The sequence below is a fragment of the Pseudomonas sp. 43NM1 genome, from assembly GCF_002836905.1.
GTDB lineage: Bacteria > Pseudomonadota > Gammaproteobacteria > Pseudomonadales > Pseudomonadaceae > Aquipseudomonas > Aquipseudomonas prosekii.
Window position 1 is genome coordinate 1 of record NZ_MKGS01000141.1, and the last position, 16611, is coordinate 16611.

Sequence of the window (16611 nt, forward strand, 5' to 3'; positions counted from 1 at the left end):
GTTCCGGTGCGTTGCTGATGGCTTCGGCCCCGGCGCCGCAAGCACCGGCGCTGGGCGACGTGGCTCGCGCGTTGGCCGTGCAGGCCCAGGCCAAACCGGCGGCCGTGGCCATCAAGCCCAAGGAGCCGGAGAAGCCTGTGCCGGCGAAAGTCGATCAGCAGTTTCAGTACTCGCTGAACATGCCGGTCACGGTCCAGGGGGATGTCAAAGACCCGCAACGCTTGGCCCAGGACTTGATGCCGCATATGCGGCTGATGATGGCGGATGCGGCGAAACAGAACGCCGCCAAGCTCTACGACGAACCGCACCTGTAAGGAGGCCGCATGGCGTATATGGAACAGTTGCAATCGGGCCTCAAGTATCTGGTGGACGCAGGGGAGGCCGGCCGGCGCAGTGCCGACGGCATGCTCGGCCCGGTCAACGGCGCGATCAGTGAAATCACTGGCGCGGCGTCCGAGCTGGAAAACATCCCGTTCGTGGGGCCGGCGATCGGCGCCAAGCTTCAGCGGGTTATGCGCGGGGTGAACGCGGCACAGGCCAAGGTCGGCCAGGTCGTCGCGGTCTACGGCCGCGCGACCCGGGCGGCGGCCGAAGTGCAGGAGCGATTAGGGGTGCTCAAGGAGCAGGCGGGCAAGGCGGCGACGGCGATCAATAACATCGCCGGCAAGGTCAGTCCCGCGCTGGCCAACATCGTGCCCACCAGCGCATTTGCCGGGGATGCGACGCCGGCGCCGGAAGCGGTGAAGCCGTTCCCGCACCTGATGATCATTCAGCCGCGTGACCCGAAGCTGGAGCCGTATTACTTCAATCTGGACACGGCCGCGTTTGACGAGCTGAGCCGTTCGACGGAGTTTCGTTGGGCGTCCCAGGAACGACTCTCGCGCCGCCCGGCACAGCAGGCGATCGGCCAAGGCGAAGAGAAAATGACGCTTAAGGGCACGATCTACCCGGGCTTCAAGGGCGGCCTCAAGCAGCTCGACACGCTGCGCTCGATCGGCGCCAGGCTTCAGCCGCTGACCATGACCACGGGTTATGGCGAAGTGATTGGCACCTGGTGCCTGAAGACGGTCAGCGACGAGCAGGGCGCGTTTTTGCACGGCGGGATTCCGCGTAAACAGGGGTTCACTTTGGAGTTTGTGCGCTATGGCGACGACATGCAGAACGTCTGACGGGGACATGCTCGATGTCATTTGCCATAACTATTACGGGCATCTGAACGGCAGCACCGAGGCCGTGCTTGATGCCAATCAGGGCTTGGCCGATGAGCCCCAGCCGTACCGCACTGGCGTGGTGATTGTTCTGCCGGATCTGCCCAGCCCGACCACTGAGGGTGTGAGCTTGTGGGATTGACCTCGATCGTCGCCGGCGACGCGTTGCGTTAAGCGTAACAGCCCTTTGTTTCTTGCTCGCCTTGTGCGGGTTTTTTTTGGATGAAATTCATGACCCCGACTTTTCGAATCGTTGCCGACGGCGCCGATGTTACGGCAAAGATCAATGATCGGTTGTTGTTGCTGCGCACCTCGGACAAGCCGGGGATGGACTCCGACGAGTTTGAGTTGCGTATCGATGACCGAGATGGCCAGGTGGAGCTACCTCGGCGCGGTAGCTCTATCGAGATTTACATGGGCTATGTCGAAACTTCCCTGGTGCGCCTGGGTCGTTACGCGGTGGACACGGTCGAGGTGTCAGGCCCGCCGGATACGATCGTGATTAAAGGCAAGGCCAGCGACATGCGCGGCAGCGGTAAGACCATCCGCAGCGGCAGTTGGGAGGGCGTGCCGCTGTCGAAGATCGTCGCCGATGTCGCGGCGCGTAACGGCTGGGAGCCGGCGTGTCCGGTGGCCACGAAAGTCGCTCGCGTGGACCAGCTCGGCGAGTCGGATTTTAATTTCATCACGCGCCTGGCCAAGCAATACGACTGCACGGCCAAGGTGGCCGACGGCAAATTGATGGTGATGCCGCGCCAGGGTGGCCAGACAGCCAGCGGCAAGTCGTTCGGCGCAATCACCCTGACAAAAAGCGACCTCAGCCGCTGGCAGTTCAGCCTCGGCGATCGCAACTCGCACAAGGCCGTGGCGACCAAACATCAAGACAGGAAAAGCGGCAAGTTAGAGGTGGTCACGATCGACAACGAGGACGCCCCGGAAGGCTTGCCGGCAGTGCATACCGATCGACATATCTACCCGAACAAGACGGCCGCCGAGTCAGCGGCCAAGGCGCGCTTAGCGGCGTTCAATCGTTCGACCGCTGACGTGCGTTTCGAGATGCCCGGCCGGACCGACATCTTTGCCGAGCGTCCCATTATTGCCCAGGGTTTCAAGGATGGCCTTGATGGCGAATATCTGGCTGATTCGGTAGAGCAGGTATTCACCCAATCCGGCTGGTCGACCACCGTCGAATGCAATGCCGGCAAGAAAGGAAAATCCAAGGGCAAGAAAAAGAACGCCGCGAAACCACCGCTCAAGGTCGTGAGCGTCGCACCGTAATTACATCCCATGCCGCCTGTGTGCGGTTTTTTTATGTCTGGAGATTTTTTATGTCCGTCACGGAACAACAGCTACAACGCATCATGCCGAACGCCCGCCGCCAAGCGGGCGTTTTTGTATCCGCGCTCAATACAGCGATGGCCCACCGGCATATCAACACACCAAAACGTCAGGCGGCCTTTCTGGCACAAGTCGGTCACGAGTCAGGGCAACTGCAGTACGTCCGCGAGTTGGGCGGCGAGCAGTACCTGAGCAAATACGACACCGGCAAATTGGCGGCGGATCTGGGTAACACGCCGGCAGCGGACGGTGATGGCCAGCGCTATCGTGGTCGTGGCTTGATCCAGATCACCGGCCGCAACAACTACCTGCGCTGCAGCCTGGCCTTGTTCGGTGATGAGCGATTGTTGCGCACCCCTGAGCTCCTCGAGCTGCCGCAATGGGCCGCCGAGTCGGCCGCTTGGTTCTGGTGGGTGCGCGAGCTGAACGCCCTGGCAGACCGGGACGACTTCGACGCGATCACCCGCAAGATCAACGGCGGCCTCAATGGTCAGGCGGATCGGCTGGAGTTGTGGGGCCGGGCGAGGGCAGTGTTATGCGTCTCGTCGACCTGATTCCAGCACCGTATCGCCTGCTGGCCATCGGTGGGCTGCTGGTTGCGGTGACCGGCGGATCGGCTGCGCTGGCGTGGCAGATTCAGGATTGGCGTTACGGCCAGCAGTTGGCGGAGCAAGCCCGCCTGCAGGCCGAGACGTTGAATCAGCTGACCCAAGCCGCCGCGACGCAGCAGCAGGCCGAGCAGGGCAAACGGGTGGCCCTGGAACAACGGCTGTCGGCTAGTGAACAAACCTATTACCGAGTCTTGAGCGATGCCCAACGTGATCAAGGTCGCCTGCGCGACCGTCTTGCCACTGCTGATCTGCGCCTGTCAGTCCTACTCGACGCCACCACTGTTGCCGGCGGCGACTCAGTGCCAGCCACCACCGCCACCGGCGGCGTGGTTCATGGCGCCACTAGGGCCCAACTTGACCCAGCGCATGCTCAACGAATTATCGGCATCACCGATGCCGGCGACCAAGGACTGATCGCCCTGGCGGCTTGTCAGGCCTACGCCAAAGAAGTCTCAACACCGAAGTGAAAAAGAGCGGCCTGGGTGGATGCGTCAACATCCAACCCGACCGCCGTCCCTGCAGATGGTCCCTGCAAGTCCAGCCAAGGCTCTTACTCCGTGCACGAAGCGCGGCGAGCCTAGCACCTGTTTATCCATACAGTAAAGGTCTTGCTTTTATGTCCACACCTATCATCCCTTGGATGGGCGGCAAACGCCGCCTGGCCGACCGCCTCATTCCTCTCTTCCCACCTCAGGAGTGCTACGTGGAAGTCTTTGTCGGAGGTGCCGCGCTGTACTTCATGCGACCCCAAGCCGCGCCTGTTTAAGTCGTTAACGACATCAATGGCGACTTGGTCACGCTGTACGTTGCCGCGAGAGCACGATAGGCGCAGTTGCAGTCCGTGAGCGCGTTTTCATTTTATTTTCATTTTCATAAGACAGGTTTTTAACCTTCTTACTTGGATGATGCGCCATCGTCGCCTAAACCGACGTACACAAATCTAATGCGCTTATCGGTATTCATGATGAATAAACTTCCGCAAATTACGCTTGCATTCTGGATCATGAAAGTCTGTGCAACAACCTTGGGGGAAACCGCAGGCGACCTATTGTCAATGACCTTGGATGTGGGATATGCAATAAGTTCGCTGATCCTTATCAGTGTGTTTGTAGTAACATTGCTTACACAGCTTTCTTCTAAACGCTACTACCCTGCGCTCTATTGGCTTGTAATTCTTTCGACCAGTACAGCGGGCACGACCATGTCGGATTTCATGGATCGTACTTTAGGTCTAGGCTACGCCACAGGGTCCGCGATATTGATCGCGATATTACTGAGCGTTTTCACTCTGTGGTATTTCAGCGAGAAATCGCTTTCTGTTACTGACATCAAATCCCGAAAGGCCGAATTGTTTTATTGGTTTGCCATTTTGTTCTCCAACACGCTTGGGACGGCACTCGGCGACTTTCTCGCAGATGATTCAGGGTTGGGGTTCATGGGTGGCGCTCTCTTAATCGGATCGGCGATTGCGGCAATTGTGGTGCTGTATTACACAACCAAAGTCTCTCGACTACTGTTGTTCTGGGTGGCGTTCGTATTGACAAGGCCCTTCGGCGCGACGTTAGGCGATCTGCTCACTAAATCTCACGAGAAAGGTGGCCTAGATTTCGGCACGATTGGATCGTCCTTGGCACTGCTTACTGTGCTAGTAGTCTTAGTCGTAGGTACGATTTTGCGCAATCAAAACCCTGCCCGTACATGTACGCCCACAGCGGATTGATGCGAGATCATTCAACAGGTGCGGTTGAGATTTCGCGATAATCAACTGTTGGGATAAGCCACTGTACGGCCCTCCTCTGATCATGAGCGTCGCACTTGCACCAGATGGCGTGTCACTGCAGTCAGTGAGTCACCTACTTGCTCGACTGCGGCTTTAATTTCTTTTTTTGATACCCCTAGTCTCGCTGCCGAAAACTTGAGTTCGGTACCGTCCTGAATGTTGATCCTGAGCGCGTCGTTAGCAACCAAAGGATTTTGCTTTTCCATCAGACTCTCCATGTCCGGTGAAGTGCGAGAACAGGGTAGTCGCAAACGATTGAAATGGAGGGGTTTTTTGAAGAAAGTCGTGATTTATGTTTGGCTAGCGTTATTTTGTGATCAAAGTCACTCGCGTTTAAAATTCTTTGGTCCGTGTTTAGTGCAAGATCCAATTTAAAATCAACGTCTCAGCTGAAACGGACCATATCTAGACACAAGGCAGCTTCCAAGCTACTTTCTTGAGAATTAGCACCATTACGACGTCCGCCATTTCGCCTTGTTACAAGATGATGCACATAGGCCGAATGCATGATACTCAACTAAGCTTACGATCTCAAAAAATGCGCCAATAGCTGCATCAAAGCAATGAAATATGGCTTAGGATTAGGGCCATGAGTCCACTGATGGATCTGGCATCAAAAAAGGAATTATCAATGCGTTTAGCTTTTTCCGCTCCACTGCGTTTCCTAATCTTGGTTTCTGTCATCTGGCTGGTGATTTTCTCTGTCACGCGTCTGGTATTGCTCGCCACCCACTTATCTGAGGCGAACACCCCGTATTTTTCGATTTTCGGTTTCGGTCTTTTGTATGACACTTGTTTTCTACTCTACGCGGCAGTGCCGTTGGGCATGTATCTGATGCTGTGCCCGCCTGTTTTGTGGTGTACACGTGGACACCGTTGGCTTCTGCAGGGGCTGTTCGCTGTGAGCGTCTTCGGAATGCTATTTGTAGCAACAGCGGAATGGCTGTTCTGGGACGAATTTGGTGTTCGCTTCAACTTCATCGCCGTGGACTATCTGGTGTACTCCGATGAGGTGCTGAACAACCTCCTGGAGTCGTACCCAATTGGAAAATTGCTCAGCGCCTTGGCAGCTGTAGCAGTTTTGGTCTGCGTTGCCCTGCATAAAATGCTATGGAGAACGCTAAATGCGCCTCTTCCTTCTTTGCGTCAGCGGGTGAAAGCTGTCGGTGCTATTTTGGTATTAGGAGGTTGCACGCTGCTCGTGGTTGACCAAGAAACGCCCCGGACACAAGGCGGCAATACCTACCAACGTGAGTTGTCCAGCAATGGTCCCTACCAATTTTTCGCAGCGTTTCGCAATAATGAACTGAATTACGAGCAGTTCTACGCCACATTGCCAACCATCGATGTGGTGCAGCACATGCGTCAGGAATTAGCGGAAACCAACGCGAAGTTTACCGGCAAGGATCCGGTAGATATTCGCCGCACGGTGACGAACGGGAGCGGCGCTCTGCAGCACAATATCATTTTGGTCACGATTGAGAGTTTCAGTGCCAAGTACATGGGTAGCAATGGTCGAGAAGGAGGTCTCACCCCCTACCTTGATCGATTACGTAAAGAGAGCTTGTACTTCAACAACTTCTACGCCACAGGAACTCGCACGGATCGCGGCTTGGAGGCAATCACCTTGGCCATTCCTCCTACGCCCGGACGCTCCATCGTCAAGCGGGTTGGTCGCGAAAGCGGCTTCGCCAGTCTCGGCCAACAGCTGAAGCATGTTGGCTATGACAGCGTGTTCGTATACGGCGGTCGTGGTTACTTTGACAATATGAATGCCTTTTTCAGCGGAAACGGCTATCGAGTGGTCGATCAGAGCAGCGTTGCTGAATCCGAGATTCACTTCAAAAATGCCTGGGGCATGGCTGATGAAGATCTCTATCGCCAAACCCTGAAGCTGGCGGATGAGGACTTCGCGAAGCAGAAGCCATTTCTCCTGCAATTGATGACCACTTCCAACCACCGTCCATATACCTACCCAGGAGGCAGGATTGATATGCCGTCTGGAGTCGGTCGTGACGGTGCAGTGAAGTACACCGACTATGCTATAGGCAAATTCCTTGAGGATGCGCGCAAAAAATCTTGGTTCGCTAATACTATTTTCGTGTTTGTCGCTGATCACACTGCCGGTAGCGCGGGAGAGGAAGATCTGCCAATTCGTAACTACCAGATTCCGCTCTTCATTTACGCGCCAACGCTGATTCCAGCGCGCGAAGACAGCCAACTCGCCAGCCAGATAGACTTAGCCCCGACCTTGTTGGGATTGTTAAAGTTAAATTATGAATCTACATTTTTCGGTCGTGACTTACTGCGTCCCTCTTCTCTACCTCCACGCGTTGTTATAGGTAACTATCAGCACCTTGGCCTGTTTGATGGCAAAGATCTAGCCATCCTAAGCCCACGCGCTAGATTGCGGCGTCATGACGATTCGCTCGGTGATAGTCGGGAGACACCAGCTCAGATCGATGATCCCCTAGTGAGGCGTGCCGTCAGCTACTACCAAGCGGCGAGCTATGGCTTTACCAAGGGCTTGCTAGGCTGGTCAGAAGGGGAAGCATCAGCTAACGATTAGAGAGGCACGAAGCCCGCTACCATCGCCGTTCAATGGATTGATAACTCCGTTCGCTGACTCCGCGCCCACAGTTTTCTTCGTGGGCGCTTCTCGATTGTCGCGGTGTCGCCGTTTTAAGCAGCTAGCCGACGTTTTTCGGGCGGGAGCGGAAGACCGAATCCCTATCTAAGCCCGTGTGTATACCAGCGAAGAATCATTTGATGCGCGGCCCGCACGATGGCAGAGACCGGCCCCATATTCTGCAGCATCCAGAAAGCTAGGACTGGTACTAGCAGTGCCGGTCAAATGTTGCGAATGTCTTCATTCGCATCAAGCACGAACTCAAACCCGATACTCACTTCCTTTAATGTCTGTGCAACGCGGTCTACGAAGAACTCCGCTTGTTCTGGTAGTTCACACAGACCGTTAATGCGAATGATGGGCAGCTTGCCTTTGGATGGCGGGCAGGCACGCCATCGTCAGTACTACGCGCCTGTATGATCGGCGCGAGCAGCGACTAGAGGATTTGCCAACATACAAGGTGACCGGGGAGCGGGGGAAACAGCATTTAGCACGCCTGATTCATCGCGGGCCTTGCAGTTTGTAACCCATGCCGTGAACGGTGTGCAATAAAGTAAGATCAAAAGGTTTGTCTATGATCTTACGCAGCGTATAGAGGCTAGAGCGCAAGCTGTCGGATTCAGGCGTGTTGTCACCCCAGAGGGCCTGCTCAAACTCCTTGCGTTTAACCACAGATGGGCTTTTGCGCATCAGTAACTCCAGAAGCACTCGACCGGTTTGATTGAGTTTGAGCAATGTTCCGGCTCTGCGGACTTCCAAGGAATCCAAGTCGTAGGTCAAATCATGTACTTTGAGCACGTTTTTCCTCATGCCCGTTGAGCGCCAAGCAACCGCTTCAACGCGGGCAACCAATTCGGAAAGTGCAAAAGGTTTGACGATGTAATCATCGGCGCCAACGGAGAGCCCGGCCAGTCGATCCTCCAGTTGGTCCCTAGCCGTAAGCATTAGGACAGGGACGTGCTGTCTGGAGTCTTCCCTGAGTTTTTTGCAGATATGGTTGCCGTCCATCCCGGGGAGCATCAGGTCAAGGATGATGGCGTCGAAATTACCCAATATGGCAAGACGCAGTCCGGTCAATCCATCTAGCGCGCCCACCACTTCGTATCCCTTGAGCGTGAAGTACTCCGAAATGTTGGCAAGAATGTCTTTATGATCTTCGACAACAAGTATACGCATTGGGGTCACACTATTTATGGGGCGGCTGGGACTGTTTTTATATGTGGCCAGTGGGTTACGTGCGCCGGTTATTGGTCGGCCAAAACGCTGTCGGGCGCAGCGCTCCTGCAGCCAGCGAACATATCCAATTTTGGATCGTAAACATGGGTGTGAACATCTAATAGTCCAAGTACTGAATGGAAAAAATTGTCTTGACTTAGCGAATCATTGCGGTTGTTTTGCAAACAGGCGCTATCGATTGCAAATGAACGTTGGTAGTTGTCAGAAAACCAGACCATCAGGGGGACATGTTTTTGCTGATCAGGCGCAAGCATATAAGGCGTTCCATGCAAAAATAGGTTGTACTCGCCCAGTGACTCGCCATGATCCGATAAATAAATCATTGCTGTGTCAACTTTATCTTGGTGCTTGCGCAAAATATCAATCAGACTCGCCAACACATGATCGGTGTACAAGAGGGTATTGTCATAACCGTTGACAATACTCTCCCGACTGCACTGGTCCAGAGCGTTGCTTTCGCAAACGGGCGTAAATTTCTCAAATTCCTTGGGGTAACGCTTGAAGTATTCTGGACCGTGACTGCCCATCTGGTGCAATACAAGCACCGTGTCTTTATCAAGATGCTCAATGAAACTTTGCAGGCCTTGTAGCAGAATCTCATCCCTACATTCGTTATTGGTGCAGAGGTCGGGGTCTTTCAAATTACTCACGTCCTGAAAGGTAACCCGATCGCAAGTGCCTTTGCAGCCCGACTGATTGTCGCGCCAAACCACGTCTATTCCCGCATGTTTTAGTACATCCAGCAGCCCTTCTTCGGTTTTTGCTACCGACGCGTCGTAATTTTTGCGTCCCATATTGGAAAACATGCACGGCACCGATACCGCTGTCTCCGTACCGCAGGAGTGAACGTCAGCAAAAGCGATCATGCCGGGCTCTTTACTTAGTTGCGGCGTGGTGTCTCGCTTGTAGCCCAGGATGCTAAAATTTTCCGCTCGGGCACTTTCACCGACAACCAGCACTGTCAGAGATTTGCGCGCGTGTTGCGCCTGGCCGGTATCCCGGATCGCGTCTTCGCCTATCTTCATGAAGGGTTTTTGTGCGGTGGCAAGCTGTTCGCGCAGATAGCTGATTGATGCGCCAATGTAATTGCTAGGCACAAGCATCAAGCGTAATTCATGGTGGTTGCGAAAAAGCGACGACAAGCCTTGGTAATTGACCAGGGCAACGCCGCCTATGACTAATGCACAACTGAAGCTGACCAGTGTCTTACTAAGGATCTCTCGCGGCAGTTGGCCGTTGACGATCGGAGTTTTCCAAACGATCAACGATGGCAGTACGCCGAGAATCAGCATGTACGCGAACAGCTTTGGTGACAACAGATCAAAAACCTCCGTGACATTGGTTTCTGCGAAATTACGTAACATGCCAGCATCTATCAATACTCCATAGCGGCTCATGAAGTATGCGACGCCGGCGCTGACCATGAATAGGATAGTTAGCACTGGCTTCAATGTTTTCCGGAACGACAATAAAGTAAGTACGATATTGAAAGCAAAAAATACCATAATGCCAAAGGCCACCCTCAGCGCCATACCCTTGGTGGTTGTTATGTTGAAAAGATGTTCCCAGAGCGTAGCGTTGAAGCCAGCTAACAGGAAAGCACTGGCAAACAAGGTCGTCACTTCAGGGCGTATGGGCTTGATATTAAACATGTTGTCTACTTAATCGAAATGAGGGAGGCACCCATTGGCTGAGCGGGACGTCTCCAATGAACGCAGACTCTAGGCAGCGATTCATCAAATTTTTGTGAAAAAAACGCCACTAAAAAATTGGAATGGGCAGAATCTGAATTTATCTCGGTTAAACGCCGCGTGCGCACAAGCTGTAGACCTTATGCTAATAATTATTTTTTCACATCGTTTTCACCGTGCCTCAACGTTACTCACTTTAAGGTGCAGCTCATGCTAAGTCTGAGTTAGGTGCTGATGCGTTTCAAGTTAGAACCTGGCTGGCGCTAAGACCATTATTCTGCAGGAGCGATTGAGTGATCCCCGCTTTTATAAATGATTCGGTTATTTCGCGGATCAACTCTCGGCTGTCTAGATCTGATAAACAGTCAATGACAATTTTTTTCTTCATCGTTGCGCTTGGCGCGGTGCTTAGTTGGTTATGGACGGCTACGCCTGTTGCCGACTTGAGCAATGGAAGTAACTTAAGCGAGTCCAACCTGTATAAGGATTGGGCTCGGGGGAATGTCGTGGTTATGGTCCGACACGCCGAACGATGTGATCGCTCCACTAACCCCTGCCTGGGGAGTGCTGATGGAATCACGGTAAGCGGCAGTCGTTCGGCATCAGCTGTGGGTAACGGTTTGCGGCGACTGGGCCTTGATAAAGCCCAGATGATTGCGAGTCCGTTAACCAGGACTCGACAGACGGCCGATTTTATTCTAAGGAGATCAGTACAGACCCAAAGTTGGGTCGGCGATTGCGCCAGCAGCTTCAATGACGCAGTTTCAGAGCATAAACAACCTGCCGAGAATCTGGTGTTGATCACCCACAGCGGCTGCATTGACCAGTTCGAACGCAAGATGGGGGTGCGTGCCGGGGAGCGTTCCGCAGATTACACCCAAGCCTTATTTGTCAAAATGGATGGTCAAAAGGCTCCGAGCATCATTGGCTCGCTGAGCGCTGCGCAGTGGAAAAACATCATTCCCGGTCAGGTGAATTTATGAAAGCCTTGAGCGCCCGTCGTGAATTCTATGTCCGGTATTTAGGGCTGCCGCTCTTACTGGCATTGTTAACGTTCCTGGCTTTTGATCTGACCGATCTAGACAGACTGTTCAGCAACCTGTTCTACGATCCGGTCGCTGGTTTATTCCCTGTGAGCCACAATCACTTATTTGAAAAAATCACCCACAAATGGGCTCGAATCATTCCGGACTGGACAGGGGAGCTCGCTGTTATCGGCGCATTGTTGTCTTTTGTCTGGCCTGGTATTGTTAAATTTAATGCAACCCGATCTGGTCAATACGTCATCCACTCACGAATGGCGTCTCCCCTTCAATGGCTGCAACAGCACCGATTGGATTTCTTTTTCGTCATCGTCGCCTTCGCACTGAGTACCGGCCTCATTCATTACTTGAAAAGCCACTCAAGCATTTATTGCCCTGTAGAAACAACGCTCTATGGCGGCAGTGAGATCCGTAAAGAGTGGTACGAAAACTTCAACGTTTGGCGCGAAGCTGGTGCCGGGCGCTGTTGGCCGGGAGGCCATGCTTCCAGTGCGTTCAGCATGTTTGCCGTATATTTCGTCGCGCTACGCTATCGTTGGCAAAATTCGAAGTATTTGCTTGTTGGCGTGATGGTGCTTGGCCTCGTTTACGGTACAACCCGGGTATTGCAGGGCTGGCACTACTTTTCGCACACACTCTGGGCGGGTATTTTTGTGTGGATGAGCACGTTGTTGATGGCGCTGTTATTCTATGGCCGCTCTTTGCTGCAACAGCCAATCCGAGCGATAACTAAGCCTAGCTGCTCGGGCAACATCGTCGATAGTTCTGCTGCGGTTCCTTCTGTCAATCCTTCGACTTGAGCAATGAGGCCGATCAGCGCTGCCGGCACAGTAAGGATCAGAGGCGGAGTAGGGCAGATATAGGACCGGTATGGGCTGCGAGAGACCAGCAGATGGGGGCCAGCGCCCCGCATTTTTAGGCCCTTGGCGGACTTCAAAGATGCGAGAAGGGGTTCGAATCCCTATCTTTATCCAGGTCGTGACGGTGATCGTCCTTCTAACTGCGGGCCCTGCACGGTGACAAGAACCCGCCCCACGCACTGCAGCATGCGGAAAAGCGGGCTCGGTACTGGCTATATTAGTGATCACATGTTGCGAATGTCTTCATTCGCATCAAGCACGAACTCAAACCCGATACCTACCCCCTTTAGTGTCTGTGCAACACGGTCTACGAAGAACTCCGCTTGCTCTGGTAGTTCGTACAGGCCGTTAATGCGGATGATGGGAAACTTGCCCTTGGATGGTGGGTAGCTCTCCAATATCTCGCCACTTTCGATGAAGGCAATGTAGGTATTGATTTTCTCTTGCAGCAGCAGCAAGTGTTCGCCCTGTTGGGCCTTGTCGCCCCATTTAAGGTGGTCGCTGATAACCAGAATTACGTTTTTTGGCTCCCACTCTGGTACGGCAATAATATCGACGACCTTCGTTTCTACAATGGACATGTCTGCTCCCTCAGAGGGGTGAATCAGGTCGAAGGATTTCGATCCTGGTGGGTGGTATCTTGGTGCCACCTGGAAAGCCTGGCTTGCCTTTGCCGACGACGGTTGCACCAGTTTTCTCAATTTCAGGGAAGGCAGCTTTCTGATTTTTTGTCAGTGGTGCGGTTTCAGATGACTTGCACTCAACGCATGAAATCTCTCCGTCGGTGTCCCTGCCCAACATATCAATTCGGGTCTTCACACCACTGTCGGTTTTAACCGTAACCTCGCGTACGGCTTCGGGTCTGTTCTCGCTGTACTTATCGTAAGACGTGTCTTCGAAGGCCTTGCCCTGTTTTTTGTTTTTCTCAAACTGTGTGCTGAGCACAATGTAGATTGGCTCAATGCCAGAGTCGGGGAACCAGATAATTGCATCTTGGAACTCGGGTGGATGCGCAGGATTCGCCAGCACCGTGTCAGATTGTGCAGTCGGCGGATACACCCATACTGGTGGTAACGGAGGGGCGCCTTCCAGTGCGGGAATACCCAGCACATCGTCAGGGCCTGCCGCTGGCGTCCAAGTGAGCCCAATCCCGTTGCCAAGGTCCGCGACAAATTTCTCACCGTCTTTCTCGCCTCTGATGACAGGGACCTTTTCCCAGTCCGTTTTACCGCCCGTGTAGAAGCCGTAAGCGTCAACGGAGCCATCCGGCAATGTTTTTACGTTGACGCGTACACGTGTCCGGCCAGCTTCAAGGGTCGCGTATTGATCGTGGGTGTAGAAGGCGCTGTCAGGCGAAATGCTGGTATTCGGGATCAGTAATGCAACAGTGCCCAATGCAGCGCCAGCAGCAACAACGCCAGATCCTTCCAGCAGCCCTAGTGATAGCTTTCCGCCAAGACGTTGAGCAATTGCACCGCCAGTGGTAGACCCGCCTACCAGTTGCAGTGAAGTGCCTTGTGCTGCGATCGCTGTCCCGGTGCCAAGCACGGCCCACAGTCCATAATCGGCCAGTTTCTCAACAGGGATAAACCCGGCAGGGTTTTTGTGATTAATTACACCGTCAGGAAGGTTACAGCTCTTGGCAAACACACAGCCCATCGTGGCTGGCGTGTCATCCGGCTCCGGTGCCAGGTCTTTGTATTCCGCCCAACGCTGGGCGTGGGTATCGACAGGCTCGCCACCGCTATAGCTATGGCCTTTCGGCGGGTTAGGTACATAACCGCTCATGCAGCGTCCTTGTTCGTCCTTGGAGGTTCCCGGCCTGAGGCTGGGGCAGAATGACGTTAATGGGAAGCGCAAGCGCTGGCTGCAGGACAATTCCTGTTAGCTGCGCTTATTTCCCAGCTCCATGTCATTGCAGAGAGCGGATGGTAACTGCACTCGCATAAGGGTTTGAATAGTGGCCTTTTGCGCACTAGCGGCCATCGTTCCGAAAGTTGGCTTCTGGCTGATTGCAATCGTCATCGCGGCCGGGCAAAGGGAGAGTGGCGGAATGGTGATCATGACCTGAGAACCCTCAACGCTGCGAAGGCTGCTCTGATGTGGCTAGTCGATGTTCAGGTTTGTTGCGGAGAGGGGGTGAGGCTCTTTGAAGCGCTGGTGTCTGTTTCTATTCGGTCGGTGTTTTAAAAAAACAGAAACAGACACCTTAACAGACACCTTGGTGAATCTGGGTAGGCTGGAGGTCTTGAAAATAGTGGAGCGGGTGAAGGGAAACGAACCCTAGTTATCAGCTTGGGAAGCTGACATCACCACAGGCAGTGATCGGCCAGAAGCAGTCACCTACGACCGCCTACCGCTGATCGTTACTGCGGGTCGGAACGGTCATAAAAATCAGTGAACCCTCATTTTGCTTATCTATCAGAGGCGGTCACCCACTAATGGCTACCCACCGACACATCACATGAGCTGCGCATCGGTCCTGTCCGTTTACGAAGTGTGCTTAGATCTCTTCAGTATTGATGGATACAGTGATGTTGAAGAATTTTATTGCTGACCACGAATTCCGTTTGTTCACCGGCGTCTCCTCGGAACCCATGCCGAGCAGATACCATCGCTGTGTTTTTTTATCTCGATAAGAATAAAATGTTGAGTCCCAGCCGCAGCAGATAAACCGGAGCATCGGAAGGTTGAAAGTCTGGTTCATGTACTTTTCCGCCTCAAGGGCGTCTGAGCCTTTTACGCGGTACCGAGCAATGAGAGGCTTTCCCTGTTCATCATTGTTTTGAGTGCATTCCACGTACTCTACAAAATCAGGCTTGTCGCTTAGTTTAGCCAGAAAGTCGTCGCATCGAGGTTTAGCCATCGCGCAGCTGGCAAGCAGTGATAAACTTATCAAAATGAGTGAGGAGATTAGTCTGTTCATTTATTTTTCCACGATAAGTTTGCCAATGTATTTTCCTCTGCCTTCTTTCATGCGCTTATCAATTAAATAGTCGTAGATATCATTCCACTTCAGTAATTCGTAAAAGGTCACGCAGCCTTCTGATAAATGACCGATGTGGATATACCGACTGCTATTCCCTGTCGTTCCTTCAACCTCAATCGGGAACCAGACATCATTGCAGCGTACTCTTCCTGGGTGTGCGGCCTTGTAACCGGCTGTAGAAATATTGGCATGAGACTGATCGGGAGCCATAATCCGATGGGTGCCTGGCGGGATCGGCGTATACTGACCATCCCAAATACTGTTTAGCGTTACCTTAGCGGTTTTTCCATCGAAGCTTGCGATAGCCCATTGCTGTTTGCGAGTATCCCCCCTGATTTCGGAGCGGACAGCTATTGGATTGCCGCTGTATTTAACGTTCATGACAGCAGGGGCTTTTGGAGCAACATCCGAAAGATATTTTTCTGCATTTTCAGTGGCCATGCTGGCCTCTATTCCCACCCATGTGCTATTGCCGTCAGCCACTTTGAAATAAGTGCGGCCATTTTTTTCTTTCAGCATAGTGACTTTTGTGTATTCACAAAGAAAAGCATCTTTGCCGCTCGGCTCCTGACGTATTTTTAACCAGCCGCTGTCATTAGGGCGTCTCGAGTATTTGGTAGCAACAGTAACTGCATGGCTGCTATTTGGCTGATTATTTGAGCTTGTTCGATTGTTCGTAAGTACTGGCATTCTTCAGTGTCCATTTAGAAGCTAAGCGTTAAGCGATGTCGTCCGGTTCCAGATGCAGGTCTTCAACGACTGAGGTCGGTATTCGCTGGGTTTTCCCCAATTCGTTCGTTACGCCTCTGAAAATCTTTCCAGATGCGGTGGTCACCTTGTAGGCAAAATCAGCTACGGGCTCACCTTCCGTATCGAGCAGGGTGAATTGTTCATCGAAGCCGAACGAAATCGGAATAATCGGAGTAAAGGACGCACCACCACCGCTGTTGCCAATGATGACAGTTCCGGACCCGCCCATTACTGCGTTGCCATGATTACCAAGGCTTCCAACAACGACCGCCGGCAAGCCGTTAATCAGCACGCTGGTAATGACGTTGTCCGCTATCTGACTTCCACAGGCTGTGGGCTCGGTTTGTCTGGCTGCGCTCAAGCCATCAAAAAATACATCTGGCGAACCACTGGTAATAGGGTTCGAGCCATGACCCGGCATTGGGCATTCTGTAGGGTCAGACACCCGCGCTGCAGGTTTACCACTCATATGAAAC

At 53.2% G+C, this 16611-nt stretch carries 17 protein-coding genes and 2 pseudogenes; 11 read left to right on the top strand and 8 right to left on the bottom strand.

Features of this window, described 5'->3' with window-relative positions; genetic code table 11:
* From BI292_RS14720 to BI292_RS14755, 8 genes and pseudogenes are all read left to right on the top strand, one after another.
* Positions 1–314: pseudogene (locus BI292_RS14720) on the top strand (phage tail tape measure protein); the annotation flags it as partial.
* 9 nt (positions 315–323) lie between these two features.
* Positions 324–1169, top strand: coding sequence for a phage tail protein (locus tag BI292_RS14725; protein ID WP_101208274.1), 846 nt, complete (start codon positions 324–326; stop codon positions 1167–1169).
* Entirely contained in the window at positions 1144–1350 is a 207-nt protein-coding gene (locus tag BI292_RS14730; protein ID WP_101208275.1) for a tail protein X, read from the top strand. Before BI292_RS14725 ends, BI292_RS14730 begins: the two co-directional genes overlap by 26 nt.
* Positions 1351–1439: 89 nt before the next feature.
* On the top strand, positions 1440–2486 hold the full coding sequence (locus BI292_RS14735; RefSeq protein WP_101208276.1) for a phage late control D family protein: 1047 nt from the start codon (positions 1440–1442) through the stop codon (positions 2484–2486).
* Between the two features lie 50 nt (positions 2487–2536).
* Complete coding sequence (locus BI292_RS14740) at positions 2537–3100, top strand: glycoside hydrolase family 19 protein (RefSeq protein WP_101208277.1); 564 nt, start codon at positions 2537–2539, stop codon at positions 3098–3100.
* A complete protein-coding gene (locus BI292_RS14745) occupies positions 3082–3624 on the top strand; it encodes a lysis system i-spanin subunit Rz (RefSeq protein WP_101208278.1) in 543 nt (180 codons plus the stop codon). Before BI292_RS14740 ends, BI292_RS14745 begins: the two co-directional genes overlap by 19 nt.
* A 149-nt stretch (positions 3625–3773) precedes the next feature.
* Positions 3774–3920 (top strand): annotated as a pseudogene (locus tag BI292_RS14750) (DNA adenine methylase); the annotation flags it as partial.
* A 201-nt stretch (positions 3921–4121) separates the two neighbouring features.
* Entirely contained in the window at positions 4122–4877 is a 756-nt protein-coding gene (locus BI292_RS14755; RefSeq protein ID WP_101208318.1) for a hypothetical protein, read from the top strand.
* 80 nt (positions 4878–4957) lie between these two features.
* Here the strand turns inward: BI292_RS14755 and BI292_RS14760 are convergent, their stop codons facing one another.
* Entirely contained in the window at positions 4958–5143 is a 186-nt protein-coding gene (locus BI292_RS14760) for a DUF3606 domain-containing protein (protein WP_101208279.1), read from the bottom strand.
* A gap of 425 nt (positions 5144–5568) precedes the next feature.
* Here BI292_RS14760 and BI292_RS14765 point away from each other — a divergent pair, with 425 nt between their 5' ends.
* A complete protein-coding gene (locus tag BI292_RS14765) occupies positions 5569–7506 on the top strand; it encodes an LTA synthase family protein (RefSeq protein ID WP_101208280.1) in 1938 nt (645 codons plus the stop codon).
* Positions 7507–8067: 561 nt separating this feature from the next.
* On the opposite strand, the gene BI292_RS14770 is transcribed toward BI292_RS14765, so the two are convergent.
* On the bottom strand, positions 8068–8742 hold the full coding sequence (locus BI292_RS14770) for a response regulator transcription factor (RefSeq protein WP_101208281.1): 675 nt from the start codon (positions 8740–8742) through the stop codon (positions 8068–8070).
* A 68-nt stretch (positions 8743–8810) separates the two neighbouring features.
* Entirely contained in the window at positions 8811–10454 is a 1644-nt protein-coding gene (locus BI292_RS14775) for a phosphoethanolamine transferase (RefSeq protein ID WP_101208282.1), read from the bottom strand.
* Between the two features lie 332 nt (positions 10455–10786).
* Between BI292_RS14775 and BI292_RS14780 the strand changes: the two genes are divergently transcribed.
* Together BI292_RS14780 and BI292_RS14785 are read left to right on the top strand one after the other, a co-directional pair.
* Positions 10787–11476, top strand: coding sequence for a histidine phosphatase family protein (locus tag BI292_RS14780; protein WP_305887388.1), 690 nt, complete (start codon positions 10787–10789; stop codon positions 11474–11476).
* Positions 11473–12336, top strand: coding sequence for a phosphatase PAP2 family protein (locus BI292_RS14785; protein WP_101208283.1), 864 nt, complete (start codon positions 11473–11475; stop codon positions 12334–12336). Before BI292_RS14780 ends, BI292_RS14785 begins: the two co-directional genes overlap by 4 nt.
* Before the next feature lie 284 nt (positions 12337–12620).
* Here the strand turns inward: BI292_RS14785 and BI292_RS14790 are convergent, their stop codons facing one another.
* From BI292_RS14790 to BI292_RS14815, 5 genes are all read right to left on the bottom strand, one after another.
* Entirely contained in the window at positions 12621–12977 is a 357-nt protein-coding gene (locus BI292_RS14790; RefSeq protein ID WP_101208284.1) for a DUF6572 domain-containing protein, read from the bottom strand.
* 10 nt (positions 12978–12987) lie between these two features.
* A complete protein-coding gene (locus BI292_RS14795; RefSeq protein ID WP_101208285.1) occupies positions 12988–14184 on the bottom strand; it encodes an S-type pyocin domain-containing protein in 1197 nt (398 codons plus the stop codon).
* Positions 14185–14899: 715 nt separating this feature from the next.
* Positions 14900–15322 (bottom strand): DUF4952 domain-containing protein, encoded by a 423-nt coding sequence (locus BI292_RS14805; protein WP_101208287.1) that lies wholly within the window; start codon positions 15320–15322, stop codon positions 14900–14902.
* Positions 15323–16075: a hypothetical protein gene (locus tag BI292_RS14810; protein ID WP_101208288.1), complete on the bottom strand. Its 753-nt coding sequence runs from the start codon at positions 16073–16075 to the stop codon at positions 15323–15325. It abuts the gene before it with no gap.
* A gap of 28 nt (positions 16076–16103) precedes the next feature.
* Positions 16104–16604 (bottom strand): PAAR domain-containing protein, encoded by a 501-nt coding sequence (locus tag BI292_RS14815; protein WP_101208289.1) that lies wholly within the window; start codon positions 16602–16604, stop codon positions 16104–16106.
* Positions 16605–16611 lie beyond the last annotated feature (7 nt).

Bases quoted from the DNA above. Each gene is read 5' to 3' on its own strand.
- BI292_RS14740 (WP_101208277.1), top strand. From the start codon at position 2,537: ATGTCCGTCACGGAACAACAGCTACAACGCATCATGCCGAACGCCCGC.
- BI292_RS14815 (WP_101208289.1), bottom strand. From the start codon at position 16,604: ATGAGTGGTAAACCTGCAGCGCGGGTGTCTGACCCTACAGAATGCCCA.
- BI292_RS14755 (WP_101208318.1), top strand. From the start codon at position 4,122: ATGAATAAACTTCCGCAAATTACGCTTGCATTCTGGATCATGAAAGTC.
- BI292_RS14765 (WP_101208280.1), top strand. From the start codon at position 5,569: ATGCGTTTAGCTTTTTCCGCTCCACTGCGTTTCCTAATCTTGGTTTCT.
- BI292_RS14730 (WP_101208275.1), top strand. From the start codon at position 1,144: ATGGCGACGACATGCAGAACGTCTGACGGGGACATGCTCGATGTCATT.
- BI292_RS14760 (WP_101208279.1), bottom strand. From the start codon at position 5,143: ATGGAAAAGCAAAATCCTTTGGTTGCTAACGACGCGCTCAGGATCAAC.
- BI292_RS14745 (WP_101208278.1), top strand. From the start codon at position 3,082: ATGCGTCTCGTCGACCTGATTCCAGCACCGTATCGCCTGCTGGCCATC.
- BI292_RS14770 (WP_101208281.1), bottom strand. From the start codon at position 8,742: ATGCGTATACTTGTTGTCGAAGATCATAAAGACATTCTTGCCAACATT.
- BI292_RS14775 (WP_101208282.1), bottom strand. From the start codon at position 10,454: ATGTTTAATATCAAGCCCATACGCCCTGAAGTGACGACCTTGTTTGCC.
- BI292_RS14735 (WP_101208276.1), top strand. From the start codon at position 1,440: ATGACCCCGACTTTTCGAATCGTTGCCGACGGCGCCGATGTTACGGCA.
- BI292_RS14795 (WP_101208285.1), bottom strand. From the start codon at position 14,184: ATGAGCGGTTATGTACCTAACCCGCCGAAAGGCCATAGCTATAGCGGT.
- BI292_RS14785 (WP_101208283.1), top strand. From the start codon at position 11,473: ATGAAAGCCTTGAGCGCCCGTCGTGAATTCTATGTCCGGTATTTAGGG.
- BI292_RS14725 (WP_101208274.1), top strand. From the start codon at position 324: ATGGCGTATATGGAACAGTTGCAATCGGGCCTCAAGTATCTGGTGGAC.
- BI292_RS14790 (WP_101208284.1), bottom strand. From the start codon at position 12,977: ATGTCCATTGTAGAAACGAAGGTCGTCGATATTATTGCCGTACCAGAG.
- BI292_RS14805 (WP_101208287.1), bottom strand. From the start codon at position 15,322: ATGAACAGACTAATCTCCTCACTCATTTTGATAAGTTTATCACTGCTT.
- BI292_RS14810 (WP_101208288.1), bottom strand. From the start codon at position 16,075: ATGCCAGTACTTACGAACAATCGAACAAGCTCAAATAATCAGCCAAAT.